Genomic DNA, 26,610 nt, shown 5'->3' with positions numbered 1-26,610 from the left:
CCGCCCGCTCTCCTCAGGTCTGGTTGATCACGCGGTACGAAACCAGACCCACCTGTTCAGGACAAGGGGCGTGGCGCACCGATCCCGCCGAGCCAGTCCTCGATGGTGAGGACATCCGCCCACTGCGGGAACATCCGCTCCACGAGCATCCGGTGCACCTCAGGATCGGTGTCGAGACAGCCGTCCGCCAGGACGGTCACGCCGAGGTCCAGGTCGACGGCGCGCCACAGGGTGGACAGCACCACGGCGCTGGTGGCGATGCCGGTGAGCACGAGGCTGTCGATGTTCCGCGCCCGGAGCACCAGATCGAGGTCGCTCCCCGAGAACGCGCTCCCCCGCCGCTTGGTGACCACGACATCCCCTGTCCGGGGCGCGATGTCGGGATGGATCTCGGTACCCGGAGCGCCCTCGGTGAACAGCCCGGCGCGCAGGACGCCGGCCATCACCTTGCTGCGCGGGCTGACCTCGGGATCGCCGGGCCGCAGCCCCATCATCACGTAGATCACGGGGATGCCGGAGCCCCGCGCGCCGTCGATCGCCCCGCGCAGCCGTGGCAGATAGCCGGAGCCGTCGTCGGCGAGGGCCACCACGTCCCGCTGGACGTCCATCACCAGGAGCGCGCTGCTCGTCATGCTCGCCGCCCTCAGCCGTCAGGAGCCAGGAGCGCCCATCCTCGCACCTACCGCGTGCCTGCGCGGTCCCAGTCGGAGACGGCTCGGGCGTGACAGCGCAACGGTGAGGCCGGCCCCCGCTCATGGGCCGGCCTCACCGCGTTCCGGGTCAGCGCCGGTAAGCAGGGCGGGGTGCTGCTCGGCTCCCTCGGCCAGGATCACGATGGAGCCCGGGGGGGGTCGAAACAGCCGGCATCCGCGCCGCTGGCGGTGGTTCAGCTCTGAGGCAGGTCGTGGCGGCGACCGGGACGACACCCGGAGATTCCGTCGAACAGACCCCGCCTGGCGCTGACTTGACGGGTGGCGGCGATTCGGCGCAGGACATCGTCGCGAGATGCCGGGTGGGGCGCGCTCGTCGGATCGTCCTCGTCTGGCGTGGTCAACAGGGCCCCCTGTCGGTCTCGGTACGGCGGGGCCCCGCCCAGGCCGTCGGCAGCCTGGGCGGGAGCAGCTCCGTCCGGGGTCAGCTCTTGGGCATCAGGACGGTGTCGATGATGTACACGTTGGCGTTGGCGGTCTTGACGTTGCCGCAGACGACCTTGGCGGAGTCGTTGACGGTGTACGACTCACCCGAGCCCGAGGTCATGACCTTCGACTTCTCCAGGGTGTCGAAGGAGCCGTTCTCCAGGTCCTTCGGCGCGAGCTTCTTGCCGACGACGTGGTACGTCAGGATCTTGGTGAGCTGGGCCTTGTCGTTGAGGACCTTGTCCAGGGTGGCCTTCGGGATCTTGTTGAAGGCGTCGTTGGTCGGCGCGAACACCGTGATGTTCTGCGCGTTGTTGAGCGTGTCCACCAGACCGGCCTTCTTCACGGCGGTGACCAGCGTGGACAGCGCCGGGTTGTTCGAGGCGGCGGTGGCGACCGGGTCCTTGGCCATGCCGTCGAAGGAACCGGCGCCGTTCTTCGGCACCGACGAACAGGCCGGGCCGAACGGCTGGTCCATGCCGCTCATGCCCTCGCTACTCTCCGGGGCCGACGCGGACGCCGACGGCTTGGAGTCGGACTTGACCGAGTCGCTGTCGCTGTCGCTGCCGGAGCAGGCGCTCAGCGCCAGGGGCAGCATGACGGCGGCCGAGACGAGACCGGCGGTGCGGCGGATGCGAGCGTTCATCGGGTTTCTCCTGTTGTGGAAGGGCAGCAACGGGCTGCGAGGTGGGGGGTGTTGGTCAGGGTGTGTCGGTCAGGGGGCGGGGAGCCGGGCCGGGCTCACTCCGCGGTCACGACGACGGAGTGCCAGCCACTCGCGCCGTCCGGGATGGTCCGGGCACGCTTCTCCGTCTGCACGCTTCCGGTGCGGTCGGTGGCGCGCACGGTGAGGGTGTGGGACCCCTTGGTGGCCTGCCAGGGGAAGGACCACTGGCGCCAGGTGTCACGGGTGTCCTCGGAAGCGAGGTGCGCCTCCTGCCACGGCCCGTCGTCCACTCGGACCTCGACCTTGTCGATGCCCCGGCGCTGGGCCCACGCGACACCGGCCACCATCACGGTCCCGGCTTTGGGCCGGGCGAACGGCTTGGGCGTGTCGATCCGGGACTGCGTCTTGACCGGCGCCTTCCGCGCCCAGCCACGCTTGACCCAGTACGGGTCGTAGGAGTCGAACGTGGTGAGTTCGATGTCCTGAATCCACTTGCAGGCGGAGACGTACCCGTACAGACCCGGAACGAGCATGCGGACCGGGAAGCCGTGCTCGAAGGGCAGCGGTTCGCCGTTCATGCCGACGGCGAGCATGGCGTCCCGACCGTCCATGATGTCCTCGACGGGCGTCCCGATGGTCATGCCGTCCACCGAGCGGGCCACCAACTGGTCGGCGGGGCCGCCGTGCGAGGGAGGCTTGACCCCGCATTCGGCGAGCAGGTCGGCCAGGCGGACGCCTATCCAGCGGGCGTTGCCCACGTACGGGCCGCCGACCTCGTTCGAGACGCAGGTCAGGGTGATGTCGCGCTCGATCAGCCGCCTGCGCAGCAGGTCGTCGAAGGTGAAGGTGGCAGGCCGGGTCACGCCCTCGCCGTGGACGCGGAGTTGCCAGGCGGTGGCGTCCACCTTGGGGACCACCAGGGCGGTGTCGACTCGGTAGAAGCTCTTGTTGGGCGTGACGTACGGGCTGACTCCGTCGACCCGCAGGGCCGTCCGCGCGGGTATGGGCTGCGCGGGCGAGCCGGGACTGGGCAGTACGACCTGCTTGCGGGAGGCGGCGGCGTCCCCCGCCCGGTTGCCGCTCAGCGTCCGGCCGACTCCGCCCACCACGGCGGACGCCGCCGCCGCGGAGGTGGCCGCGATGACGAAGCCCCGCCGGTCCCAGATGCCGGACTCCACGGCGGTGATCCGCGGTACGGGGGTGGTGAGGCGTCCGGCGAGGAAGTACAGGAGGAGCGCTCCGGCGACGGCCCCGGTCAGGGACGGCAGCGTGTCCGTGAAGCCCCGGAAGTCGGGGCGGGAGAGGGCGGCCGTCGCGCCGATGACGCCGAACAGGAGGACACCGGCCGCGCCGAGGACCCGGCGGCGTACCGCCAGTGCGCCGAGTGCCAGGGCGAGAAGGGCGAGGACGACGAGGATGCCGAGCTGGAGCACCAGCTTGTCGTTGGTGCCGAAGTTGCGGATCGCCCAGTCCTTGACCGCCGCCGGGGTCTGGTCGATGGAGGCCCCGCCGACCACGACGACCGGACCGGCCTGCGGCCGCACCCCGGCGGCCGCCAGCTCGGCCACCGCCAGCGCGGCGAACCCGGCGAGCACGCCGCTCAGGGCCCCCAGTGCCGTCCGCACCGGACCCGGTGCTGTCCTTGGGTCGTTCTGTTCCTCGCTCACGCGGGGAATCCGGGGCCGGGAAGGGGGCCGGATTGGTGACTTCCTCAGTTCGGATGAAGACGCATCTCACACCAATCCGGCGGGCGTTCGGCGACGGATCATCTGGTCGCGACGGAGCGGGTAGGGCCGCGACGGCGTGCGCGAACAGTCAGCCGGAGATGAGGACCTCCTCGGGTCGCCGGTGGTCCCAGGGGACCGGATGACCTGGCGGGGCGCGGTCGAACCCTGAAGCGGCGGCCCCGTCGGACCCGGCGTGCTACCGGCCCGACGCCCCCACGACCTGCCCGAACATCTCCTCCATCGACGCCTGCGCGGGCCGGTACCGCACCCCCAGCGCACGGCGGCTCTTCGTGGTGTCCACGCGGAGGTCGTGGCCGATGTTGCGCCGCAGGTATCCGCGTTCGAGTCCCGCCGCCGGTGCGAGGGCGACCGCCACGGGCTTGGGGAGCTCGCGGCGTGGCAGGGGGTACGAGCCGTAGGCCGGGAGGAGGCGGCGGGCGAGGTCGACGATGTCGGTGGACTCGGCCGCCAGGAGGTGGCGGCCCTCGGCGTCGGGCAGGAAGGCGGCGGCCAGGTGGGCGTAGGCGACCTCGCGCACGTCCACCACGGTCAGTGCGATGCGCGGGGCGCCCAGCCGCATCCGGCCGCTCGCCATCTGCCGGGCGACGGTGAAACTCTCGCTGGTCGGCGCGGAGTTGAGGGCGGGGCCGATGACCAGGCCGGGGTTGACGGTGACCAGACGCCAGCGGTTCTGCTCCTGCGCGATCCGCCACGCCTCCAGCTCCGCCAGCGTCTTGGAGTAGCTGTAGGGCTCGCGGGTCAGGGAGGAGGTCGTGTTCCAGCTCTCCTCGGTGACGGTCCGGCCGGGGTACGTGAGGATGTCCTCCGCGTCCCCGATCATCGCGGCTACCGAGCTGGTCAGCACCACCCGTTCGACGGAGCCGGCCTCGCCGGCGGTGCGCAGCACGTTGCGCGTGCCCTGCACCGCCGGGTCGACGAGGTCCCGCTGGGGGTCCCCTACGGAGCGGACGAACGGGGAGGCGGTGTGGAGCACGATCCGGCATCCCCGCATGGCCTCCGCGTACGAGCCGTCGCGCAGCAGGTCGGAGGCGAACAGGCGCAGCGTTCCGGGCGAGGCGTCGGCGGCGTCCCGGAGGTGCCGGACCTTCTTGCCGTCGCCCGGGGCGCGGACGGCGGCGTGCACGGTGACCCCCGCGTCGAGCAGGGCCTGCACGATCCAGCCGGCTACATAGCCCGTGGCACCGGTGACCAGGACCGGGCCGCTCGTGTCGACGGGCAGGGCACCGAGATCGACGTGGGTGTCCATGGCGTACTCCCTCGTACTACTCGTTCTACTCGTTGACCAGCAGGATCTTGCCGACGTGGCCGCCGGCCTCCATCAGCCGGTGTGCCTCGGCGGCCTGGGACATGGGCAGGCGCTGGTCGATGACGAGTCCCACGGCGCCGCTCTCGATCATCGGCCAGACCTCGTCCCGCACCTGGGCGACGATCTCCGCCTTCTGCTCCTTGGACCGGGTGCGCAGGGTCGTGCCGTGCACGGACGCCCGCTTGAAGACCAGCTCGGCCAGGTTGAGGCCGGCCTCCAGGCCGTCCTGGAGGCCGATGACCACCAGGCGTCCGTCGGGGGCGAGGGAGCGCACATTGCGTTCGAGGTAGCTGCCGCCGACGACGTCCAGGATCACGTCGTAGGGACCGTGCTCGGTGAAGTCCTCGGTGCGGTAGTCGATCGTGACGTCGGCGCCCAACTCCCGTGCGCGGGCGGCCTTCTCGAGGCCGCCCGCGGTGGTGACGACCCGGGCGCCCAGCGCCTTGGCGATCTGGATGGCGAAGGTTCCGACGCCGCCGGCCCCGCCGTGCACGAGGAGGGTCTCGCCCTTCTTGAGGTGGGCGGTCATGACGAGGTTGGACCATACGGTCGCCACCGCCTCGGGCAGCGCCGCCGCCTCGACCAGGCCGATGCCCTTGGGTACGGGGAGCAGTTGGCCGGCGGGGACGGCGACCTTCTGCGCGTAGCCGCCGCCCGTGAGCAGCGCGCAGACCTCGTCGCCCACCTGCCAGTCGGTCACACCCTCGCCGAGGGCGCTGACGCGACCCGAGACCTCCAGGCCGGGGTACGGCGAGGTGCCCGGCTGGAGGGGGTAGAGGCCGTAACGCTGCATGACGTCCGCCCGGTTGAGGGCGCTGGCGACGACGTCGATGACGACTTCACCGGCTGCGGGCGCCGGGTCCTCGACGTCCACCCACTCCAGGACCTCGGGGCCGCCGGGTTCCTTGATCGACACTGCCTTCATGACGCTCCGTTCATAGGACTGCGGGCTCTCCCGCTCGCATGTTTACAGCACACACATTAGGCGGCGGGTGTGTGCACTGTCAACATGACCTGGTTCCTAGCGGGCCGCCGACGCGTCGAACAGCGCCCGGACGGCCGCGCGGACCTGGGCGTCCACCACCTCCGGCGTGGAGGAGTCGAGCTTGCCGTCCAGATGCAGGAAGGCCAGGCCGTGGACGAGTGCCCACACCGTGGTCGCCAACGCGTCGGGGTCGGCGCCGGGGAAGACGGCGTGCACGATGCCGCGGACATACCCGGAGATGGCGGCGGTCGCCGCGACCCGCTCCTCGCTGTCCGGGTCGCACGGCTCGGCGAACATCACCCGGAACATCGCGGGCCGGTCCAGCGCGAACCGCACGTACGCGACCGCGACCGAGGCAAGTTCGTCCGGGGTGCGGGGGTCGGGATGGGCGGCGGCCAGGTGTGTGGCGAGTTCGCGGTACCCCTCGGCGGCCACCGCGGAGACCAGGGCGTCGCGGTCCGCGTAGTGGCGGTAGGGGGCGGTGGCCGACACGCCCGCCCGCCGCGCCACCGCGCGCAGCGACAGCCCGGCACTGCCGTCCTCCTCCAGCAGCTCCCGCGCGGCACGCAGGCAGGCCGCGCGCAGATCGCCGTGGTGATACGAGCTGCTCGCTTGCGGCATAGGTCACACTCCTTGAAGTTTACGGCGCTTACATTCCTGACTTAATGTGAACGCTGTACACATTGTAAGCGATGGAGATCGAGAGGGGAAAGCAGGATGACCAGCGAACTGTTCGCGCCGTTGTCCCTGCGCTCCGGCCAGGTACTGCGCAACCGGATCGCCAAGGCGGCCATGGAGGAGAACATGGCGGCCGACGGGCAGTTGCCCGGAGCCGAGCTGTTCGGGCTGTACCGGCGCTGGGCCGAGGGCGGCGCCGGACTGCTGATCACGGGCAACGTCATGGTCCACGCCGAGGCGCTGACCGGTCCGGCCGGTGTCGTCCTCGACGAGGCCGCGCCGCTGGAGCCGTTCACCGAGTGGGCCAAGGCCGGAAAGGCGGGCGGCGGGGCGATCTGGATGCAGATCAACCACCCCGGCCGCCAGATCGGCGCCGACATGCCAGGCGTGGTGTGGGGCCCGTCCGCGGTCGGCGTCGACCTCGGCAAGCACAGCAGCCGCTTCGGCCGCCCGGTCGCCATGACCGCCCGGCAGATCGAGGAGACGGTCACCCGGTACGCGGTGACCGCCCAGCGCGCCGAGCGGGCGGGCTTCGACGGGGTGGAGGTGCACGCGGCGCACGGCTATCTGCTCTCGCAGTTCCTCTCCCCCCTGGTCAACAAGCGCACCGACCAGTGGGGCGGCTCGCTGGAGAACCGGGCCCGGATGCTGCTGGACGTGGTCCGTGCCGTACGGGCCGCCGTGTCGCCCTCCTTCGCGGTCGCGGTGAAGCTCAACTCGGCCGACTTCCAGCGCGGCGGCTTCGACGCGAACGACGCGCGCCAGGTGATCGAGATGCTCGCACCGCTCGGGGTCGACCTGGTCGAGCTGTCCGGCGGCAGCTACGAGAGCCCGGCGATGTCCGGCCGCGCGGCCGACGCGCGCACCCAGGCGCGCGAGGCGTACTTCCTGGACCTGGCGAAGGACCTGGTCGGGTCCAGCCCGGTGCCGCTGATGCTGACCGGTGGCATCACCCGGCGCGAGACCGCCGAGCGCGTCCTCGACAGCGGGGTGGCGGTCATCGGGATGGGCACCGCCCTCGCCGTCACCCCGGACCTGCCGGAGCGCTGGCGCGCCGGCGGCGAGGCCGAGCGGCAGCTCCGGCCGGTGACCTGGGCGGACAAGGCGCTCGCCTCGGCGGCGAGCATGGCGCAGGTCCGGCACCAGATGCGCCGGATAGCCCGCGGCAGCCGCCCCACGCCGAACACCCACCCGGCGGTCGCCCTCGTCGCCGAGCGGCGCAAGCAGCGCCGGGCGCTGCGCCGCTACCGCGCCTGGCTGGGCACCACGCGGGGCGCCGCGTAGCGCGCACCGACAAGGCGGGGCGGCTCCGGTCGGAGCCGCCCCGCCTTGTCGTCGGTTCAGCGGGAGCCGACCGCCTTCAGCACCTTCAGCGCGCCGGTCAGCAGGGCCGCCCAGGTCTCGGGCGGGATGCTCTTCGGCGGGGTGAAGCCCTGGACGCGCTGGTGGGCGACGTTCTGGGCCTCGGTGTACTTGAGGATGCCCTCGGCGCCGTGGCGCCGGCCGAGACCGGAGTCGCCCATGCCGCCCATCGGCGCGTCGACGCTGCCCCACGCGGCGGCGAACGCCTCGTTGACGTTGACGGTGCCCGCGTGCAGCCGGGCCGCGACGGCGCGACCGCGCGCACCGCTGCGGGACCACACGCTGGCGTTGAGGCCGTACGGCGTGGCGTTGGCCCGCGCGACGGCCTCGCTGTCGTCGCGCACGGGATAGATGGACACGACGGGGCCGAACGTCTCGTGGTCGTACAGCGTCATGTCCGGGGTGACGCCGGCGAGGATGGTCGGCTCGTAGAACAGCGGGCCCAGGTCCGGGCGCGCCCTGCCGCCCGCGAGGACCTTCGCCCCCTTGGCCACGGCGTCGTCGACGTGCTCGGTGACGGTCTTGAGCTGGGCGGGCGTGGTGAGGCTGCCGACATCGCAACTGAAGTCGTACGCGCCGCCGACCTTGAGCCGCTCGGCGCGGGCGACGAACGCCTCCACGAACCGGTCGTGGACCGAATCCGCCACGTAGAGACGCTCGATGGAGACGCAGAGCTGGCCGGCCGAGGGGAAGCAGGCGGCGACGGCGCCGTCGGCGGCCTTCTCGATGTCGGCGTCGTCCAGCACCAGCATGGCGTTCTTGCCGCCGAGTTCGAGGGAGGCGCCGATGAGCCGCTCCCCCGCGTCCCGCGCGATCTTCCGGCCGCTGGCGGTGGAGCCGGTGAACATCATGTAGTCGGCGTTGTCCATCAGCGCCCCGCCGATGGAACTGCCTCGCCCGATCACCATCTGCCAGACGCCGGAGGGCAGTCCGGCCTCCCGCATCAGCTCCAGCGACCACAGGGCGGTGAGCGCGGTCTGGGTGTCGGGCTTCTGGACGACCGCGTTGCCGGCCATCAGTGCCGCGATGGCGTCGCTGGCGGCCATGCTCAGCGGGTAGTTCCAGGGCGAGACGACCGCGACGACGCCCTTGGGGTGGCGCAGTTCGGTGGTGTGGGTGAGCAGCGGGATCGCGCCCCGGCGGCGCTTGGGCGCGAGGTACCGGGCGCCGTTGCGGGCGTAGTAGCGGGACACGATGGCGATGTCCACGACTTCGAGGAACGCGTCCCGGCGGGTCTTGCCGTTCTCGGCCTGCATGAGGTCCAGCGCCTCGTCCTGGCGGGCGAGGACGAGGTCGTGGAAGCGGAGCAGGATCTGCTTGCGGCGGCTCAACGGCGTGGCGGCCCAGGCGCGTTGGGCGATCCGGGCCCGCGCGAAGGCGTCCTCGACGGCGGCGGGCGTGGAGACCGGGAGGTCGGCAAGAGGCGCGCCGGTGTAGGGGGCGGTGGTGGTCACGCGTACGGCGTCGGGTGCCGCGCTGACGTGTGCCGCCAGCCGCTCGATCCGGGCCGGCGTCAGGGAGGCGGGCAGCGGGGCATGGGTTGCGTGGGCGGTGGTGGCTTGGGCGGTGGCCATGGCGGGGTTCCTCTCCTACCGGCTGCGGACCGAGGTCGGGACCGGCATGTGCAGGGCGAGCTGCCCCTCGGTCACGACGTCGAACTGGATGGTCCGGATCGGCTTGAGGGAGCGCAGGTCGTCGGCCATCCGCCCCTCGCCCACCGTGAGCTGGAGGTCGCGCGGGACGAGCGCGGTACCGGCCGAGAGCACGTTGGTCTGGCTGAGGGTCGAGTGCCAGGCGCCGTCGATCGAGGTGTACGAGGTCAGCGACGCGACCCGCTTGCCGCTCGGGAAGCTGTTCTGGGCGGGGGTGGGCGCGGAGAGCGCGAGGTCGACCCCGCCCGCGTCGTTGGCCACCCGCGCGGTGGTGCGGTGGGCGTCGATGTCGACGTCCAGGCCGGTCACCCACTTGGGGAAGCCGTAGCCGTCGTGGCCGCGGACCTGGGCGATCTCGGTGCTGACCGGCAGGGAGAGCACGTAGGAGTCGAGGTGCTCGTTCTTGAGCGCGGCGACGAGGTCGAAGAAGCCGAGCTTGCCGTGACGGGCGGGCTTCACCGCGATGCCGACGGCCGCCTCGGTGTAGAAGTCGATGTCGCACACGTCGTACCGGAAGAACATCGCGGACACCAGGCCGAGGCCGGGCGCGACCTCCAGCGGGGCCAGCTCGCGGGGCAGCCGGGAGCGGATGGCGCGGGTGGGCGCGAGCATCGTGAGCCGGGCGGTGGAGATGCGGTAGTAGAAGTTCGGGGTGAGGGTCTCGCCGATGGGCGAGTCGACCTTGGTCTTGGGCAGCTTCCGGAAGAAGTCGACGCCGCTGACGCGGGGGTCGCGGGCGACCGCGTCCAGGTCGGTGTCCATCCGGTACCGGTCGTACAGGCCCCCCTTGGGGACGCTGACCGAGCGGCCGCCGAGGTCGACCTTGACGGCCTCGGGCTGGGGCTGGGACGAGGGCATGATGCGGCTCCTGGCTCACATGTTGACGGTGATTACATCAGCGTAGCCACCGATGTAAGCACCGTCAACACGTCGCGCTCCCGCCCTGTTCAGTCGTCCGGGTGCAGCGCCGATCCCAGGAAGTCGATGGCGATCTTGCGGGCGATGTTCGCCGCCCTGGTGTCGCGCAGGCTGTCCAGGAGCAGGAAGTCGTGGACCATGCCGGCGACCCGGACGGAGGTGACGTCGTTGCCCGCCTCGCGGAGCTTGTTGGCGTACTCCTCGCCCTCGTCGCGCAGCACGTCCGCCTCGTCGGTGATGACCAGCGTGGGCGGCAGGCCCTTCAGCTCGTCGAGGGACGCCTGGAGCGGGGCGGCGTACTTCTCGGAGCGCTGGGACGGGTCCGAGGTGTAGGCGTCCCAGAACCACTTCATGCCGTCGCGGGTGAGGTAGTAGCCCTCGGCGAACTGCTCGTAGGACGGCGTGTCGAAGCCTGCGTCGGCCACGGGGTACAGCAGGCACTGGGCCTTGAGGTCGATGCCGCCGCGGTCCTTGTTCATCAGCGCGAACACCGCCGACATGCAGCCGCCGACGGACTCGCCGGTGACGGCGATGCTGGAGGTGTCCAGGCCGTGCTCCGCGCCGTGTTCGAGGACCCACTGGCCCACCGCGTAGTTCTGCTCCACCTGAGTGGGGTACTTCGCCTCCGGCGCCCGGTCGTAGACCGGGAAGACGCCCGCCGCGCCCGCGCCGACGGTCAGTTCACGGAAGAGGCGGTCGTGGGTCTTGTCGTCGCCGAAGACCCAGCCCGCGCCGTGGATGTAGATCAGCACCGGCAGCGGGCCGGTCACGCCCTTGGGGCGGATGATGCGGGTGCGGACGGTGCCCCACTCGCCCGCGTCCACGTCCACCCACTCCTCGTCGACCTCGGGACGGGGCACGCTGGTGTCGCTCTGCAGGTCGGCGAGGATGGCCCGGCCCTGTTCCGGCGGGACCTCGTAGATGCGGGGGTGCGGATCGGTCGCCTCGGCCAGCTCCTTGGCGGCGGGTTCGAGGTACGGGGTGACGGGCGGCGGGATTTCGGACATGGTCACTCCTTGCGCTGTTCCCTGGACCGGGCACACGAGCACCCGTCCCGCGGCCGATCCGGCCGCGTGGTGGTGACGGCTACCCCGAGTCGGAGATCACCCACACATGCGGTTTCCCCTTGTCCATGTTTGGGGGGCCGGGGGTGGAGCGCAACCGGCGCCGGGGGGCATGGGGCGGTCGGGTGGGGGCGGCTCGGCGGTTCGGGTTTGCCCGGGCCAGGCGTGCGGGATGCCCACGAACCCCTGGACCTCTCGGACGACGGCGGGCGTCCGATCGCTCGCCATGGAGCGCAACCGGCCACCGGGGGGCGGGTGGCCCGGCCGGGCGGAGGCGCGGGCCAGTCGGGCGGGGCGGGCGTTCGGCTCAGTAGCGCGGATCGCTCGTGCAGTCGGGCGGGATGCCCACAGGCCGTAGACCTCGCCGACGAGATCGGCGGGCGCCCGGTCGCCATCCATGGACCTCAACCGGCCGGCGGGGGCGGCGCGCGGGCCGGTCGAGCGGGGCGCGCAGGCCGGTCGCACGGGGTGCGCAGGCCGGGCGGGCGGGACGCTCGGCTTACCAGTGCGGGTTGCTCGGGGCAGTCGGGCAGGCTGCTCCGCTCAGCCGACGGAATGCCCGGCTGAGGCGTGTGGGATGCCCGGCTGAGGCGTGTGGGATGCCCGGCTGAGGCGTGCGGGATGCCCATGCTCAGGCGTGTGGGATGCCCGGCTGGGGCGTGCGGGATGCCCATGCTCAGGCGTGTGGGATGCCCGGCTGGGGCGTGCGGGATGCCCATGCTCAGGAGTCCGGGATGCCCGGCTGGGGCGTGCGGGATGCCCATGCTCAGGAGTCCGGGATGCCCGGCTGGGGCGTGTGGGACGCCCATGCTCAGGCGTGTGGGATGCCCATGCTCAGGCGTCCGGGATGGCCACGAAGCCGAAGACCTCGGTGACGAGGGTGGCGAGCGGTCGGCCGTCCTCGGTGTCGGCCCAGTTCTCCAGGGCGACGTCGAAGCAGGCCAGGGCGGTGTTGAGCATGGTCTGTGCCTTCAGGTGGGCGACCGGGCCGCCGGGCTGAAGGCGCGCGGCGAGTTCGGGCACGAGCAGCCCGCTCCACGCGAGGTGCCTCTCCAGGTAGCGGGCGCGCAGGGCCGGGGTGTGGCAGATGACGCGGGTCGCCCGCTTCCAGCGCCCGGCGTCGGCGTCCATCTGCTCGGCCGCGACGACGAAGGTGGCGCGCAGGGCGTCCCAGGGAGTGTGCCCGGCGAGATGGCGGCACAGCTCGTCGCGGACCTCCTCGGCGGTGGGGACCCGGTCCCCGAAGACCACGTCCTCCTTGTTGCCGAAGTAGCGGAAGAAGCTGCGCGGGGAGATGCCGGCCGCCCGCGCGATGTCGGCGACGGTCACCTGGTCGAAGCCGGACGCGTCGAACAGCTCCAGGGCCGTGTCGGACAGGGCCTCCGTGACGAGCCGGCGAGTCCGCAGTCGCAGCCCGGGCGTGGTGCTGTTCTCCCTCATACCGAGAGGTTACCAGTGCCACTCCTGGCACACTGTGCCAGAAATGACGTACGGTGCTATGTAGTGCCGACAGAAGGAGCAACTGCCATGACCAAGGTCCTCTTCGTCGTGTCCGCGGCCGATCACTGGACGCTGAACGACGGAACCAAGCACCCCTCGGGCTACTGGGGCGAGGAACTGGCGATGCCGCACAAGATCTTCAGCGAGGCCGGCTGGGAGATCACCATCGCCACACCGGGCGGCAAGCCCCCGACGCTGGACCGCCTGAGCATGTCCCGCACGGCCGGCCTGCCCGGCAAGCTCCGCGAGGTCGGCCACTATCTGGACTCGATCCAGGCCGAGTTGGACAGCCCGCTGCCGCTGGACGAGGTGCACCCGGCCGAGTACGACCTGGTCTTCTACCCCGGCGGGCACGGCCCGATGGAGGACCTGGCCTACGACGAGGTCTCGGGTGAGCTGCTCACCCGCGTACTCCACTCCGGCAAGCCGCTGGCCCTGCTGTGCCACGCCCCGGCCGCGACCCTGGCCGCCCGCAACGCGGACGGCTCGTGGCCGTTCGCCGGGTACCGGATGACGGGCCTGTCCAACACCGAGGAGAAGCTCAACAGCTTCGGCCGCAAGGCCCCCTGGCTGCTGGAGGACCGTCTGCGCGAGATGGGCGCGGACTACACCAAGGCCCGCCTGCCCCTGCTGCCGTACGTGGTGGTCGACCGCAACCTCTACACCGGCCAGAACCCGGTCTCCTCCGAACGGCTGGCCAAGCGCCTGGTCTCCGACCTGGGCGGGAGCTGACCGAGGTGAACAGCCGCATCCTTCTCCTGGGCGCCACCGGCTACACGGGCGGTCTCGTCCTGCGAGCCCTCCTGCACCGGGGCACCCGCCCGGTCCTGGCGGGCCGCAACGCCGCCGCCCTCACAGCCCTCGCCGAACGCCACGGCGACCTCGACCACGTGGTGGTGGACGCCTCCCAACCCACGTCACTCAAGCGGCACTTGAAGCAGGGCGACGTACTCGTCACCACCGTCGGCCCCTTCGAACGCCTCGGGTACCCCGTCGCCGAGGCCGCTGCCGAGGCGGGCGCCCACTACGTCGACTCCACCGGCGAGGTCGGCTTCGTCCGTGCGGTGCGCGACCGGTACGACGAGCGCGCCCGCGAGACCGGCGCCGTCATGCTCCCGGCCTTCGGCTACGACTACGTCCCCGGCATCCTCGCCGGAACCCTCGCCGCCCACCGCGCCGGTGCAGCCGTACGCGCCCTGGACATCGGCTATTTCGCCACCGGCCCCCTCTGGCGCGGCATCAGCCAGGGCACCCGCACGACCATGCGCGACGGCCTCACGCTCCCGTCCCCCGCCTGGCGCGACCACCACCTCGTGGACGAACGCACCGCGTCCCGCGTCCGGGACTTCGACATGGACGGCCACCGGAAGTCCGCCTTCCTGGTCTCCGGCACCGAAGTCCTGTTCCTGCCCTCGGAGTTCCCGTCCCTGACAGACGTCGCCGTGTACAACGGCTGGTTCCCGGCCCTGAGCCGCCCCCTCACCCTGATCTCCTCGGCGGTGAACACCCTGACCCGCCTCCCCGGCGGCCACCGCCTGGCGGACGCCCTCACGTTCCCCATGACCCTGGGCCCGGCGGGCGGCCCGGACGCGGCAGAACGCGCCCGCACCCGCTCGTACGTCGTGGCCGTCGCGTCGACCGGCAGCGCGCCCCTGGCCGAGGTCCACTTGGAGGGACCCAGCGCGTACAGCCTCACCGGAGAGCTGATGGCTTGGGCCGCGGAGTCGCTCGTCGGGCGGTCCGGGGGTACGGCCGGCGTGGTGGGGCCGGTGGAGGCTTTCGGGCTGGAGGCGCTTCAGACGGCGTGTGCGGAGATGGGGCTGGCGGTCGTTCAAGGGGCGTAAGCCTTCGCCGAACCCCGAGCCGTGGCACCACGCGGACGCTGCACCGCTTCCGGCACCGCTGCCTCGTCGTACCGCCGCACCACCAGCTCCGCCACCGACGGGTGCGTGCCCAGGGGTGCCGATGTCCAGCGGGCCTCGGTCTGGGTCAGGGTGTGGGCGAAGTGGCCCGGCGCCAGGAGGTGGGTGGCGAGGGATACGTCCCGGTGGCCTGCCCTGTGCCAGGCGGCGATCGCTTCGGCGGGCGTGGGGCCCGCTCCGGAGGCGAAGGACGGTGTCACCGGGGCGTTCAGGCGGGCGGACAGGAGGCGGGCCGACTCGGCTGTGTCCGCTCGGGCGCGGGGGTCGGAGGAGCCGGTGGCGGCGAGGACGACGGGGGACGCGTCCCGTGGGCGGCCCGCTTCGGTCAGGCGGGATGCCAGGGCCTCGGCGAGGAGGGGGGCCGGGCCGAGGGCCGGGGTGACCCGTACCGTGCCCACGGCCTCGGCGAGGAGGTCCGGGATGTCGGCGCGTACGTGGTAGCCGCTGGCCAGGAGGAGGGGTACGGCGATCACCGGGCCGGGGAGCGAGGCCAGCGCCTGGGGCACCGAGGGTTCCACCAGGCCCAGCCAGGCCGGCTCGACCCGTAGACCGGGGCGCAGCCGGCGGACCTTCTCCAGCAGGGCGCGTACCGTGCGGACGCCCTCCGGGTCGCGGGTGCCGTGGGCGACGGCCAGCAGCGTGGCGTTCACCGGGTGCCTCCGTCGGGCTCCGTCGCCAGGCGGTAGCCGCGCTTGGGCACCGTGCGGATCAGGCTCGCGTAGGGGCCGAGGGCTGCTCGCAGCCGCGTCACCGCGGCCTCCACGGCGTGCTCGTCCGCGCCCCGGCCCGGCCAGAGGCGGCGCAGCAGTTCGGGGCGGCCGACCACCCAGCCGGGGCGTTCGGCGAGGGCCCGGAGGACCCGTGCCGAGCCCGGCGTCAGCCATACCGCTTCGGCCGGGGTGTCGTCGCCGAGAAGGAGTGCGTTGCCCTGGAGGACCAGCGTCCGGTCGCCGGCCGGGACCAGGTGGCGGTCGCGGTCGGGGAGCGTGGCGGTGAGCAGGTGGACCATCGCTCCCAGTCTCCCTCGCCCGGGCCACACCGGCCCGGCGCCCACCTCCAGCAGCGGTCGGGCGCACACCGCGCCGACGCACAGGGGGAGCACGTCCGTACGCAGCCGTTCGAGGACCGTCTCGTACGTGCCCGCCGCCTCCGCGTGCTCCAGGAAGGAGGTGATGGCCGGCGCGGAAGTGAACAGCAGGGCGTGCACGTCGCCGCGCGCCGTCGCCTCGGCCAGCCGTCGCACCGGCTCGGGGTCCTGGGGCGGCGCCCACCGGTACACCGGGACCTCCACCACCTCCGCGCCCCGCTCCCGCAGTGCCGAGGTCAGCCCCGGCAGCGGCGCCCCGTGCTCCTGCACCGCGACCCGCCGTCCCCGCAGATCCCGCGCGAGCAGCCAGGTGCGCAGTTCGTCCACCGCCTCCGAGGCGGGCGAGTACGTCTCGGTGGTGCCGCAGGCCCGTACCGCGCCCGTCGCCTTCGGGCCGCGCGAGAGCACCTCCGCCTCGCGGCAGGCAGCGGTGAGGGCGGCGCCGTACCCCCAGCCCTCGGCGGCGCTCATCCAGCCGCGCCAGCCGACGCCGGTGGTGGCCACCACGTAGTCCAGCGGGGCGGCGAGGCACCGCTCGGTGGCCGCCCGCAGTGCCGCGTCGTCCTCCAGCGGCACGATGCGCAGCGCGGGCGCCTCCATCACCCGCGCCCCGCGCCGCCGCAACAGCGCCGTCAGTTCCTCACGCCTGCGTGCCGCCGTGACACCCACCGTGAATCCGGTGAGTTCGGCGGCCGTCTCCCTGGTACCGGCCTTCATGCCCCGAGGCTGCGGGGGCGCGATGTCGCGGCCGTTGCCCGCCTGTCACGTCGCGGTTACCGCAACGGGCCTGCGTGTTACGGAAGATGTCCTCCCGCGCACACCGCTCCGGCGGGCCTGTGCGCGTCCCGTTCCGCACGGGCAACGCGGCTGAGCTTCGGCGGAAACGGCGGGAGGCCAGCCTCGTTGCCATGACCGACACCCACTGCCCCTACTGCGCCCTCCAGTGCGGCATGCGCCTCGGCCCGAGCCCCGCCGGAGGGGTTCCCGAGGTCACCGGGCGCGACGAATTCCCGGTGAACCGGGGTGCCTTGTGCGGGAAGGGACAGTCCTCGGCCGCGCTGCTGGCGCCCGGCGTACGACTGACCGCGCCCCTGGTCCGGGACGCGGACGGGCTGCGCGAGGCGTCGTGGGAGGAGGCGCTGGACCGGGTCGCCGGGGCGATGAGGGCCACTGCAAAGGCTCAAGGGCCGGACGCGGTGGGGGTGTTCGGCGGTGGCGGCCTGACCAACGAAAAGGCGTACCTGCTGGGCAAGTTCGCCCGGGTCGCGCTGCGCACCCGCTCGATCGACTACAACGGCCGCTTCTGCATGTCCTCCGCAGCCGCCGCCTCCCGCGCCGCCTTCGGCCTGGACCGGGGTCTGCCCTTCCCGCTCGCGGACGTGGCCCGCACCGGCTGTGTGATCCTGGTCGGCGCCAACCCGGCCGAGACGATGCCGCCCGCCGTGCGCCACCTGCGTGAGCTGCGGGAGAACGGCGGCACTCTGATCGTCGTCGACCCGCGCCGCACCCGCACCGCCGAACTGGCCGACCTCCACCTCCAGCCCGTCCCCGGCACCGACCTGGCCCTGGCGCTCGGGCTGCTGCATCTGGCCATAGCCGAAGGGCAGTTGGACGAGGAGTTCATCGCGGCCCGTACGACCGGCTGGGCCGATGCCCGCGCCGCCGCGATGGCTCACTGGCCGGAACGGGTGGAGGCCCTGACCGGCGTTCCCGTGCCCCGACTCCGGCAAGCCGTCGCTCTGTTCACCCGCACCCCGCACGCCATGGTGCTCACCGCGCGCGGGCCAGAGCAGCAGAGCAAGGGCACCGCGACCGTCGGCGCCTGGATCGACCTGTGCCTGGCCACCGGCCGGGCCGGACGCCCGCTGAGCGGATACGGGTGCCTCACCGGGCAGGGCAACGGCCAGGGCGGCCGCGAGCACGGGCAGAAGGCGGACCAACTCCCCGGCTACCGCTCGCTGGAGGACCCCGAGGCACGGGCGCACATCGCCGCCCTGTGGGACGTGGACCCCGACGCCCTGCCGCACTCCGGGTCGTCGGCGTACGAGCTGCTGGACTCCCTCGGCCGGCCCTGCGGGGTCCGGACGCTGCTGGTCATGGGGTCCAACCCGGTCGTCTCGGCCCCGGACGCGGCCCGCATCACGCGGCGGCTGGCCTCACTGGACCACCTAGCGGTGTGCGACGTGGTGCTGTCCGAGACCGCGCTGCTGGCCGATGTCGTCCTGCCGGTGACCCAGTGGGCCGAGGAGACCGGCACCCTCACCAACCTGGAGGGCCGCGTCCTGCTCCGCCGCGCCGCCGTCACCCCGCCGGCCGGCGTCCGCAGCGACCTCGCCGTCCTGCACGGACTGGCCCGACGCCTGGGCCACGCGACGGGGTTCCCCGAAGCCCCCGAGGAGGTCTTCGCCGAGCTGCGCCGGGCCACCGCCGGGGCGCCCGCGGACTACTCCGGGATCTCCTACGACCGCATCGCCGCCGAGGACGGGGTCTTCTGGCCCTGCCCCTCCCCTGCCCACCCCGGCACCCCGCGCCTCTTCCTCGACCGTTTCGCCCACCCCGACGGCCGCGCCCGCTTCACCGCGCCCTCGCACCGGCCCGCCGCCGAGGAACCCGACGACGCGTATCCGCTGTACCTGACCACCGGGCGCACCGTCACCCACTACCAGAGCGGCGCCCAGACCCGCCGGGTGCCGGAACTGGCCGCCGCCGCACCCGGTCCGTACGTGGAGCTGCATCCCGATCTCGCCGCTCGGCTCGACTCCCAGGAGGGTGATCTGCTCGTCGTCACCAGCCGCCGGGGCACCGTCACCGCCCCGGCCCGCCTCACCTCGGCCATCCGGCCGGACACCGTGTTCATGCCGTTCCACTGGCCCGGCGGGGGACGCGCGAACCTGCTCACCAACCCGGCGCTCGACCCGGTGTCCCGGATGCCGGAGTTCAAGGTGTGCGCGGTGCGGGTCGAGAAGGCGGTACTCCCGCGGGTCTGGGCGCCCGCCGCGCCGGTGGCGGTCGGCGCGTGAGGTCCCGCCGCATCGCCGTGGTCGGCGCCGGAATGGCCGCCGCGCGCCTGGCCCAGCAGCTTCGGGCGCACGGCGGGCGTACGGAGACGGTCCTGTACGGGGCTGAGCCCGAGCCGCCCTACAACCGAACCCTTCTGGCCGACATGCTCGCCGGGCGGTACCGGGGCGGCGACGCGCCGGCTCTGCCGACGGGGGATGCCCGCGTGCGCACCGGGACCGAGGTGGTGGCCGTCGACGTCCGGGGCCGGGCCCTCACGCTGGCCGACGGGAGCCGTGAGACGTACGACGAGCTGGTCCTCGCCACCGGCGCCGAGCCGGTACGACCGCTCGCGGAGGGCGGGCACACGCTGCGTTCCCTCGCCGACCTCGCCGGCATCTCCCGTCACGCCGACACCGCCACCCGCGCCGTGGTGATCGGCGGTGGCGTACTGGGCGTCGGCACGGCCCGCGCCCTTGCCGCCCGCGGTCTGCCTGTGAACCTCGTTCACAAGGGCCCCCACCTGATCGACCGCCACCTCGACAGCCAGGCCGGCCACGCCCTGCACACCACCCTGGCCCGCCTCGGCGTCACGGTCCGCCTCGCGTCGACCCCCGACAGCAGCGTCACCCCGACAAGCACCGAGCTCGTGGTCACCACCTGCGGAGTCCGCCCCCGCACCGCCCTCGCCCGCGCCGCCGGACTCCCCGTACGGCGCGGCGTCCTCGTCGACGACACCCTCGCCTGCGCCCCGCACACCTACGCCATCGGGGACTGCGCCGAGCACCGCACCGCTCCGTACGCGCTGGCCACGACCGCCTTGGAGCAGGCCGACGTGCTCGCCGCCCGCCTGTCCGGCGCCGAGCCCGAGGCGAGGTACACCGGCTCCCCGCCGATGACCCGGCTCACCGCGGGCCCCGTGGAGTTCGCCGCGTTCGGGGCGTGCGGTGACGCGGCCGAGGCGGGCGCCGACGTGCTGCGCATCGGGGACGCCACTCGAGGCGCCTACAAGAAGCTCGTGCTGCGCGGGGACCGGATCGTCGGCGCGATCCTCGTCGGCGACCTCTCCACCGCCGGCACCCTCACCCGCGCCCATCTCACCGGCCGGCCCGTCGGCCCCGACCCGTTGTCCCTGCTCACCGCCCCGCTGTCCCACCGAGCGACCGAGGAGTCCCGCCCATGACCGCCCCCCTCACCCGGCCCCCGAAGGAGCTGGTGCTCGTCGGCCACGGCATGGTCGGCCAGCGCTTCCTTCAGGCGCTGTACGAGCAGCCCGGCGCCGACGCCTGGCATGTCACCGTCCTCGCCGAAGAATCCCGGCCCGCCTATGACCGCGTCCACCTGACGAGCTGGTTCTCCGGCACCACCGCCGAGGAACTGAGCCTGGTCCCGGACGAGTTCATGTCGCGGCACGGCATCACCCTCCACCTGGGCGACCCGGCGAGGGCCGTCGACCGCGCGGCCCGCACCGTCACCAGCGCCTCCGGCCGCGTCCTCTCCTACGACGCGCTGGTACTGGCCACCGGCTCGTACCCCTTCGTGCCGCCCGTGCCCGGCCACGACACCCCCGGCTGCCATGTGTACCGCACGCTCGAGGACGTCCGCGCCATCCGCGAGGACGCGGCACACGCCCGTACCGGGATCGTCGTCGGCGGCGGACTGCTCGGTCTGGAGGCGGCCGGCGCCCTGCGCGCCCTCGGACTGGACACGCACGTGGTGGAGTTCGCCCCGCGACTGATGGCCCTCCAGGTCGACGAGGGCGGTGGGGCGGTACTGCGCCGCAAGATCGAGGAGTTGGGCGTGCGCGTGCACACCGGCGCGGGCACCTCGGCCGTGGAGGCAGGCTCGGACGGACGTGTCAGCGCGGCCCGGCTCTCGGACGGCACCGAACTCCCCGCCGATCTGGTGGTGTTCTCGGCCGGAGTCCGCGCCCGCGATCAACTGGCCCGCGACTGCGGCCTCCCAGTGGGTGAGCGCGGCGGCATCACCGTCGACGCCACCTGCCGCACCGCCGACCCGCGTGTGTGGGCCATCGGGGAGTGCGCCCAGGCGGTGGACGGCCGGGTGTACGGCCTGGTCGCTCCCGGTTACGCGATGGCCGAGACGGCCGCCCGGCACCTGTGCGCCGTGAAAGCCGAGTTCACAGGGGCCGACCTCTCGACCAAGCTCAAGCTGCTCGGCGTCGACGTGGCCAGCTTCGGCGACCCGCACGGCACGGCCGAGGGCGCGCTCGACGTCACTTTCAGCGACAGCCGCTCCGGTGTGTACAAGAAGCTCGTCATCGGCACCGACGGCTCCCTCCTGGGCGGTGTCTTGGTGGGCGACACCGAGGCGTACGGCGTACTGCGGCCCCTCGCACTCGCCGGAAAGCCGCTGACCGTACCCCCCGAGCAGTTGGTACTCCCCGCCACCCAAGGCGGCTCCCCCACCCCGAAGCTGCCCGACGAGGCCGTGCTCTGCTCCTGCCACAACGTCACCGGAGGCGCCGTCCGCGCCGCCGTACGGGAGCGGGGCCTCACCGACGTCGCCGAGGTCAAGAAGTGCACCAAGGCCGGTACCGGCTGCGGGAGTTGCGTAAAGGCGCTCACCACCGTCGTCCGGGACGAACTCGCCGTGTCCGGCACCGAGATCTCCCGCGACCTGTGCGAACACTTCGCCCACACCCGCGCCGAGTTGTACGAGATCGTCCGCGTCCGGGGCATCACCGACTTCACCACGCTCCTCGACAGCCACGGCACCGGTGACGGCTGTGACGTCTGCAAGCCCGTCGTCGCCTCGATCCTGGCGAGCCTGGGCAACGGCCATGTCCTGGACGGCGAACAGGCCGCCCTCCAGGACACCAACGACCACCACCTCGCCAACCTCCAGCGCAACGGCTCCTATTCGGTCGTCCCGCGCGTCCCCGGCGGGGAGATCACCCCGGAGAAGCTGATCGTCATCGGTGAGGTGGCCCGCGACTTCGGCCTCTACACCAAGATCACCGGCGGTCAGCGCATCGACCTCTTCGGAGCCCGCGTCGACCAACTCCCCGCCGTCTGGCGCCGACTGGTCGACGCCGGCTTCGAGTCCGGGCACGCCTATGGCAAGTCGCTGCGCACCGTGAAGTCCTGCGTCGGGCAGACCTGGTGCCGGTACGGCGTACAGGACTCCACCTCGCTCGCCATCGAACTGGAGCTGCGCTACCGGGGGTTGCGTGCCCCGCACAAGCTGAAGTCCGCCGTATCCGGCTGCGCCCGCGAGTGCGCGGAGGCGCAGTCCAAGGACTTCGGGATCATCGCCACCTCCAGCGGCTGGAACCTCTACGTCGGCGGCAACGGCGGCACCACCCCGCGCCACGCCGACCTGCTCGCCACCGACCTGGACAAGGCGACCCTGATCCGCACCATCGACCGCTTCCTGATGTTCTACATCCGCACCGCCGACCGTCTGGAACGCACCGCGCCCTGGCTGGAGCGGCTCGAAGGCGGCCTGGACCATCTGCGGGCCGTGGTGCTGGACGACTCGCTGGGCATCGCGGCCGACCTGGACGCCCAGATGGCCCGCCATGTCTCCGGCTACGCGGACGAGTGGGCCGCCGTCCTGGACGACCCCGACCGGCTGCGCCGTTTCACCTCCTTCGCCAACGCGCCGGACGTACCCGACCCCACGGTCACGTTCGTCCCCGAACGCGACCAGATCCGCCCGGCCCGGCCGGGTGAGGACGGGCGCCCGCTGCGGGAGCTGGTCCTCGTCTCCGCGCAGGAGGCCGGCCGATGACGGACGTGCTGGTCGAGGTCCGGCACGGCGCCCACTGGGTCCCCGTGCTGCCGTACGCCGATCTGGTCCCCGGCCGGGGCGTGGCCGTCCTGCTCGGCGAGGAGCAGGTCGCCCTGTTCCGCGACCGGGAGGGCCGGCTGCACGCCGTCGGCAACCGCGACCCGTTCAGCGGCGCCCAGGTCATCTCCCGCGGCCTGCTCGGCAGCCGGGGCACCACGCGCGTCGTCGCCTCACCCATGTACAAGCAGGTCTTCGACCTGAGCACCGGCACCTGTCTCGACGAGCCCACCGCCCCCGACGGCACGCCCGCCCGGCTGCCCGTGTGGCCGGTGCGCACCACTCCCCCGGAAGGCGGCCCCGCATGCCCGTGACCCACCCCGCCCATGCCCCTGGCGTCCAGGAAGCCGCCCCGCCCCTGCGCCGGCTGATACCCGGCCGGCGCCGTGAACTCACCGACTGGCGCCCCGAGGACCCCGCCTTCTGGCAGGCGGGCGGCGCCCGGATCGCCCGCCGCAACCTGCTGTGGTCCGTCGTCGCCGAGCACGTCGGCTTCTCCGTCTGGAGCCTGTGGTCCGTGCTCGTCCTGTTCCTCGGCCCGGAGTACGGCGTCGACCCGGCCGGCAAGTTCATGCTGACCGCCCTGCCCACCGCGCTCGGCGCCCTGCTGCGGGTGCCGTACGCCCGCGCCGTCGCCGTCTTCGGCGGCCGCACCTGGACGGTGGTCAGCGCGCTGCTCCTGCTCGTCCCCACCGTGGCGACCGCGGTCGTCCTGGAGCCCGGCACCTCATACGGCACCCTGCTGCTCACCGCCTGCCTCGCCGGGGTCGGCGGCGGCAACTTCGCCTCCTCGATGGCGAACATCAACGCGTACTATCCGCAGGCCCTCAAGGGCTGGGCCCTCGGCGTCAACGCGGGCGGCGGCAACCTCGGTGTCCCGGCGGTGCAGTTGGCGGGCCTCGCGGTCCTCGCCACGGTCGGCGCGGGGCATCCCCGGCTGCTGGTGCTGCTGTACGTACCGCTCGTCGTGGCCGCCGCCGCGTGTGCCTATCTGCGGATGGACGACCTGCGCGTGCCCCGGCCGCCGGGCCGGTTGCGCGTGCTGCTCGGGTGGCGGCACACCTGGCTGATCTCACTGCTGTACGTGGGCACGTTCGGCTCGTTCATCGGGTTCTCGTTCGCCTTCGGGCAGGTGCTCCAGGTGCAGTTCGCGGAGGAGTTCGCCACTCCGGTCAGCGCCGCGTACCTGACCTTCCTCGGTCCGCTGCTCGGCTCGCTCGTGCGTCCGGTGGGCGGGCGCCTCGCCGACCGGTTCGGCGGGGCACGGGTGAGCCTGGCGGCCTTCGTGGCGATGGCGGGCGGCGCGCTGCTGGCCCTGGCCGCGTCCCGCGCCCACTCCCTCCCCCTGTTCGTGACGGCGTTCACCGCCCTGTTCGTCCTCAGCGGGCTGGGCAACGGCTCGACCTACAAGATGATCCCCACCCTGTGCCGCACCACCCCCGACGGCGAGGCCCGCGCCTCGGCGCTGATCGGCTTCGCGGGCGCGGTCGGCGCCTTCGGCGGGGTGCTGGTCAACATCGCCTTCCGCGAGTCGTTCCTCGCGGTCGGGAACGGCGACGGGGCGTACATCGCGTTCGTCGCCGCCTACATGGTGTGCGCGGGCGTGACCTGGACGGCATACGTGCGGCGGCCGGCGCTCACATGAGTTCCTCCACCTCCGCCATGTCGAACGGCAGGACATCGGCCTCCGCGTCCGGTTCCCCGCCGAGGCGCTGCTCGGACCAGATCGTCTTGTCGTGGTGACTGTGCCGGACGCCCCAGCGGGTGCTGAGGCGCATGACGATGTAGAGGCCGCGCCCGCCTTCGTCGCTGTCGCGGGCGTGGCGCAGGTGGGGGCTGGTGCTGTTGGTGTCGGTGACCTCGGTCAGGAGCCGGCCGCTGTCGTGGATGAGGCGCAGTTGGATGGGGCCGACGCCGTAGCGGATGGCGTTGGTGACGAGTTCACTGACGATGAGCCGGGTGGTGTGCGCCGCCCCGTCCAGGTGCCAGACGGAGAGCTGCTGGTCGACGAGCCGCCGTGCGGTGCTCACCACGAGCGGCTCGGCGGGCAGCGTCCAGTCCGCGACGTTCTCCTTGGCCAGGGTGTGGGTGCGGGCGAGCAGCAGTACGGCGTCGTCGTCGCGGGAGGGCGCCATGCGGTACACGGCGTCGTCGCTCAGTTCCCGCAGTGGCCGCGCGGGCGAGGAGAGGGTCCGGGCGAGTCTGCGCCGGGCGGCGGCCGGGTCGTGGGCGTGGGCGCCGAGGAGGCCGTTGGTGTAGTGGGCGAGCAGGGTCCCGGCGGGCAGGTCGATCACCGCCGGGGTGAAGACCCGTCCGCCTCCGGCACCCAGCGGGGGCCCGCACGGCACGTCGACCTGGACGGGCGAGCCGGTGGGGTCGACGATCACCGGCGCCGGGTGTCCCGCCCGCACCATGGCGCACCGGCGGGAGACCGGGTTGTAGACGGTGACCGCGCAGGTCGCGACATGGGTGTCCGAGGGCTCGGCGAGCTGAGAGGCGACCTCGTCCAGGTGGGTCAGCAGCTCGTCGGTCTCCAGGTCCTGCAGGGCGAGGGTGCGCAGGGCGATACGGAGCTGGCCCATCGTGGCCGCCGCTTCGATGCCGTGTCCGGCGACATCGCCGACGACGAGGGCGACGCGGGTCCCGGAGAGGGGGATGACGTCGTACCAGTCGCCGCCCGCGCTCTCGGGCAGGTACATGTGGGCGGTCTCCACCGCCGACAGGCGCGGGGTGGTGCTGGGCTGGAGCTTGCGCTGCAGGGTGGAGGCCACGGTGTGCTCTCGGCGGTAACTGCGCGCGTTGTCCAGGTGGGCGGCGGTGGCGGCGGCCGCCTGCCGGGCCACGTCGAGGTCGGCCTCCTCGAAGGGGTCGGTCCGGTGCCGGTACAAGGTGAGCAGACCGAGCACGGTGCCCCGTACCCGCAGCGGCACGACGATCATGGAGTGCACGTTCGCCCTGAGCAAGGGCTCGAACATGTCCGGGTCGGTGGCCAGCCACGGCGTGTCCGGCGTCACCGGGACGATACGGGCCTCGGTGTCGTTGAGCGCCTGTGTGTAGGGCGTGGGGAAGGGGAAGGGACGGCTGTCCCCCTCCTTCCTGGCGGTCACCGTGCCCGCCGGGGCGAAGGAGATCCGGCGCAGCGGGACTCCCGGCGACAGGGGGCCGGGAGCGGGACCGTCGTCCAGCAGGTCGACGCTCGCCCCGTCGGCGAACGCCGGGACCAGCGCCCGCACCAGCTCGTCGGCCGTGGTCCGCACGTCCAGCGTGGAACCGACAGTCGAGTGCACCCTGCTGAGGACGGCGAGCCGGTCCGCCGCGGCCTGTCGCTCGGTCACGTCCTCCACCACGCCGACCAGGCCGGGAGACCCGTTGCCCGAGTCGGGCAGCGGGAAGAGGGACACCTCCACCGCGAGCGTCCGGTCCGGGTCCGACGGCGACTTCCCCCGGACCAGCATCCCCCGCAGCGGTACGCCGCCGGCGAGCACCTCGTCCATCAGGGGCCGCAGCTCGGCCGACTGCAGACCGGGCGCGAACTCCTCGATGTCGTGCCCGACCACGTCCTCGGCGGCCAGCTTCCGCACCCCTCGCCCGGACGGGTTGTAGCGGGTGACCTTCCGCTCGGAATCGAAGACGAACAGCCCTTGGGGAGAGTTGCCGAACAGCGCGTTCAGCACCGCGGCATCGTCGATGGGATCGCTCGCCACCTCAGGCTCCCTTCCCGGCCGTTCCTCCTCACCTTCTCGCATCGACGGGTCCCAGCAACTCGACCGGGGGT

At 72.8% G+C, this 26,610-nt stretch carries 21 protein-coding genes; 8 read left to right on the top strand and 13 right to left on the bottom strand.

Going from position 1 to position 26,610, the window contains the following annotated elements; translation table 11 throughout:
• Positions 1-56: 56 nt before the first annotated feature.
• The 6 genes from ACZ3HQ_RS06760 to ACZ3HQ_RS06735 all read right to left on the bottom strand — a co-directional run bounded on the left by ACZ3HQ_RS06760 (position 57) and on the right by ACZ3HQ_RS06735 (position 6,463).
• The gene (locus ACZ3HQ_RS06760; protein WP_467508626.1) at positions 57-632 is read right to left on the bottom strand and encodes a cysteine hydrolase family protein; all 576 of its coding nucleotides are present in this window, start codon (positions 630-632) and stop codon (positions 57-59) included.
• A 502-nt stretch (positions 633-1,134) separates the two neighbouring features.
• The gene (locus tag ACZ3HQ_RS06755; protein ID WP_467508625.1) at positions 1,135-1,782 is read right to left on the bottom strand and encodes a fasciclin domain-containing protein; all 648 of its coding nucleotides are present in this window, start codon (positions 1,780-1,782) and stop codon (positions 1,135-1,137) included.
• Between the two features lie 95 nt (positions 1,783-1,877).
• Complete coding sequence (locus ACZ3HQ_RS06750; RefSeq protein WP_467508624.1) at positions 1,878-3,428, bottom strand: molybdopterin-dependent oxidoreductase; 1,551 nt, start codon at positions 3,426-3,428, stop codon at positions 1,878-1,880.
• Positions 3,429-3,726: 298 nt separating this feature from the next.
• Positions 3,727-4,797: an NAD-dependent epimerase/dehydratase family protein gene (locus ACZ3HQ_RS06745; RefSeq protein WP_467508623.1), complete on the bottom strand. Its 1,071-nt coding sequence runs from the start codon at positions 4,795-4,797 to the stop codon at positions 3,727-3,729.
• 25 nt (positions 4,798-4,822) lie between these two features.
• On the bottom strand, positions 4,823-5,782 hold the full coding sequence (locus ACZ3HQ_RS06740; protein ID WP_467508622.1) for an NAD(P)H-quinone oxidoreductase: 960 nt from the start codon (positions 5,780-5,782) through the stop codon (positions 4,823-4,825).
• A gap of 96 nt (positions 5,783-5,878) precedes the next feature.
• Positions 5,879-6,463, bottom strand: a complete 585-nt coding sequence (locus tag ACZ3HQ_RS06735) for a TetR/AcrR family transcriptional regulator (RefSeq protein WP_467508621.1) — start codon at positions 6,461-6,463, stop codon at positions 5,879-5,881.
• A gap of 96 nt (positions 6,464-6,559) precedes the next feature.
• Here ACZ3HQ_RS06735 and ACZ3HQ_RS06730 point away from each other — a divergent pair, with 96 nt between their 5' ends.
• A complete protein-coding gene (locus tag ACZ3HQ_RS06730) occupies positions 6,560-7,804 on the top strand; it encodes an NADH:flavin oxidoreductase/NADH oxidase family protein (protein WP_467508620.1) in 1,245 nt (414 codons plus the stop codon).
• Positions 7,805-7,860: 56 nt separating this feature from the next.
• On the opposite strand, the gene ACZ3HQ_RS06725 is transcribed toward ACZ3HQ_RS06730, so the two are convergent.
• From ACZ3HQ_RS06725 to ACZ3HQ_RS06710, 4 genes are all read right to left on the bottom strand, one after another.
• Positions 7,861-9,456, bottom strand: a complete 1,596-nt coding sequence (locus ACZ3HQ_RS06725; protein WP_467508619.1) for a succinic semialdehyde dehydrogenase — start codon at positions 9,454-9,456, stop codon at positions 7,861-7,863.
• 15 nt (positions 9,457-9,471) lie between these two features.
• Positions 9,472-10,392 (bottom strand): acetoacetate decarboxylase family protein, encoded by a 921-nt coding sequence (locus ACZ3HQ_RS06720; RefSeq protein WP_467508618.1) that lies wholly within the window; start codon positions 10,390-10,392, stop codon positions 9,472-9,474.
• Between the two features lie 89 nt (positions 10,393-10,481).
• Positions 10,482-11,459 (bottom strand): alpha/beta hydrolase, encoded by a 978-nt coding sequence (locus ACZ3HQ_RS06715; RefSeq protein WP_467508617.1) that lies wholly within the window; start codon positions 11,457-11,459, stop codon positions 10,482-10,484.
• Positions 11,460-12,350: 891 nt separating this feature from the next.
• Positions 12,351-12,956 carry a TetR family transcriptional regulator gene (locus ACZ3HQ_RS06710; RefSeq protein ID WP_467508616.1) on the bottom strand — a complete coding sequence of 202 codons (606 nt, stop codon included), beginning with the start codon at positions 12,954-12,956 and terminating at the stop codon, positions 12,351-12,353.
• 87 nt (positions 12,957-13,043) lie between these two features.
• On the opposite strand from ACZ3HQ_RS06710, the gene ACZ3HQ_RS06705 reads away from it, so the two are divergent.
• Positions 13,044-13,748 (top strand): type 1 glutamine amidotransferase domain-containing protein, encoded by a 705-nt coding sequence (locus ACZ3HQ_RS06705; RefSeq protein WP_467508615.1) that lies wholly within the window; start codon positions 13,044-13,046, stop codon positions 13,746-13,748.
• Positions 13,749-13,753: 5 nt separating this feature from the next.
• The gene (locus ACZ3HQ_RS06700) at positions 13,754-14,860 is read left to right on the top strand and encodes a saccharopine dehydrogenase family protein (RefSeq protein WP_467508614.1); all 1,107 of its coding nucleotides are present in this window, start codon (positions 13,754-13,756) and stop codon (positions 14,858-14,860) included.
• On the opposite strand, the gene ACZ3HQ_RS06695 is transcribed toward ACZ3HQ_RS06700, so the two are convergent.
• Both ACZ3HQ_RS06695 and ACZ3HQ_RS06690 read right to left on the bottom strand, forming a co-directional pair.
• Complete coding sequence (locus ACZ3HQ_RS06695) at positions 14,848-15,588, bottom strand: sirohydrochlorin chelatase (protein ID WP_467508613.1); 741 nt, start codon at positions 15,586-15,588, stop codon at positions 14,848-14,850. The genes ACZ3HQ_RS06700 and ACZ3HQ_RS06695 overlap by 13 nt on opposite strands.
• On the bottom strand, positions 15,585-16,742 hold the full coding sequence (locus ACZ3HQ_RS06690; protein WP_467508612.1) for a uroporphyrinogen-III synthase: 1,158 nt from the start codon (positions 16,740-16,742) through the stop codon (positions 15,585-15,587). Before ACZ3HQ_RS06690 ends, ACZ3HQ_RS06695 begins: the two co-directional genes overlap by 4 nt.
• 191 nt (positions 16,743-16,933) lie before the next feature.
• Here ACZ3HQ_RS06690 and ACZ3HQ_RS06685 point away from each other — a divergent pair, with 191 nt between their 5' ends.
• The 5 genes from ACZ3HQ_RS06685 to ACZ3HQ_RS06665 are packed head-to-tail and all read left to right on the top strand — an operon-like array spanning position 16,934 to position 24,480.
• On the top strand, positions 16,934-19,045 hold the full coding sequence (locus ACZ3HQ_RS06685) for a molybdopterin oxidoreductase family protein (RefSeq protein WP_467508611.1): 2,112 nt from the start codon (positions 16,934-16,936) through the stop codon (positions 19,043-19,045).
• Positions 19,042-20,205: an NAD(P)/FAD-dependent oxidoreductase gene (locus ACZ3HQ_RS06680; RefSeq protein ID WP_467508610.1), complete on the top strand. Its 1,164-nt coding sequence runs from the start codon at positions 19,042-19,044 to the stop codon at positions 20,203-20,205. Before ACZ3HQ_RS06685 ends, ACZ3HQ_RS06680 begins: the two co-directional genes overlap by 4 nt.
• Positions 20,202-22,778 (top strand): nitrite reductase large subunit NirB, encoded by a 2,577-nt coding sequence (nirB, locus tag ACZ3HQ_RS06675; RefSeq protein WP_467508609.1) that lies wholly within the window; start codon positions 20,202-20,204, stop codon positions 22,776-22,778. The genes ACZ3HQ_RS06680 and nirB overlap by 4 nt, the downstream gene beginning before the upstream one ends.
• Positions 22,775-23,149, top strand: coding sequence for a nitrite reductase (NAD(P)H) small subunit (locus ACZ3HQ_RS06670; RefSeq protein ID WP_467508608.1), 375 nt, complete (start codon positions 22,775-22,777; stop codon positions 23,147-23,149). The genes nirB and ACZ3HQ_RS06670 overlap by 4 nt, the downstream gene beginning before the upstream one ends.
• Positions 23,140-24,480 carry a nitrate/nitrite transporter gene (locus ACZ3HQ_RS06665; protein WP_467508607.1) on the top strand — a complete coding sequence of 447 codons (1,341 nt, stop codon included), beginning with the start codon at positions 23,140-23,142 and terminating at the stop codon, positions 24,478-24,480. The genes ACZ3HQ_RS06670 and ACZ3HQ_RS06665 overlap by 10 nt, the downstream gene beginning before the upstream one ends.
• On the opposite strand, the gene ACZ3HQ_RS06660 is transcribed toward ACZ3HQ_RS06665, so the two are convergent.
• Positions 24,473-26,539 (bottom strand): SpoIIE family protein phosphatase, encoded by a 2,067-nt coding sequence (locus ACZ3HQ_RS06660; RefSeq protein ID WP_467508606.1) that lies wholly within the window; start codon positions 26,537-26,539, stop codon positions 24,473-24,475. The genes ACZ3HQ_RS06665 and ACZ3HQ_RS06660 overlap by 8 nt on opposite strands.
• Positions 26,540-26,610 lie beyond the last annotated feature (71 nt).

The organism is Streptomyces sp. NPDC018263, assembly GCF_055562575.1.
This window is presented reverse-complemented; position numbering and strand designations above follow the sequence as displayed.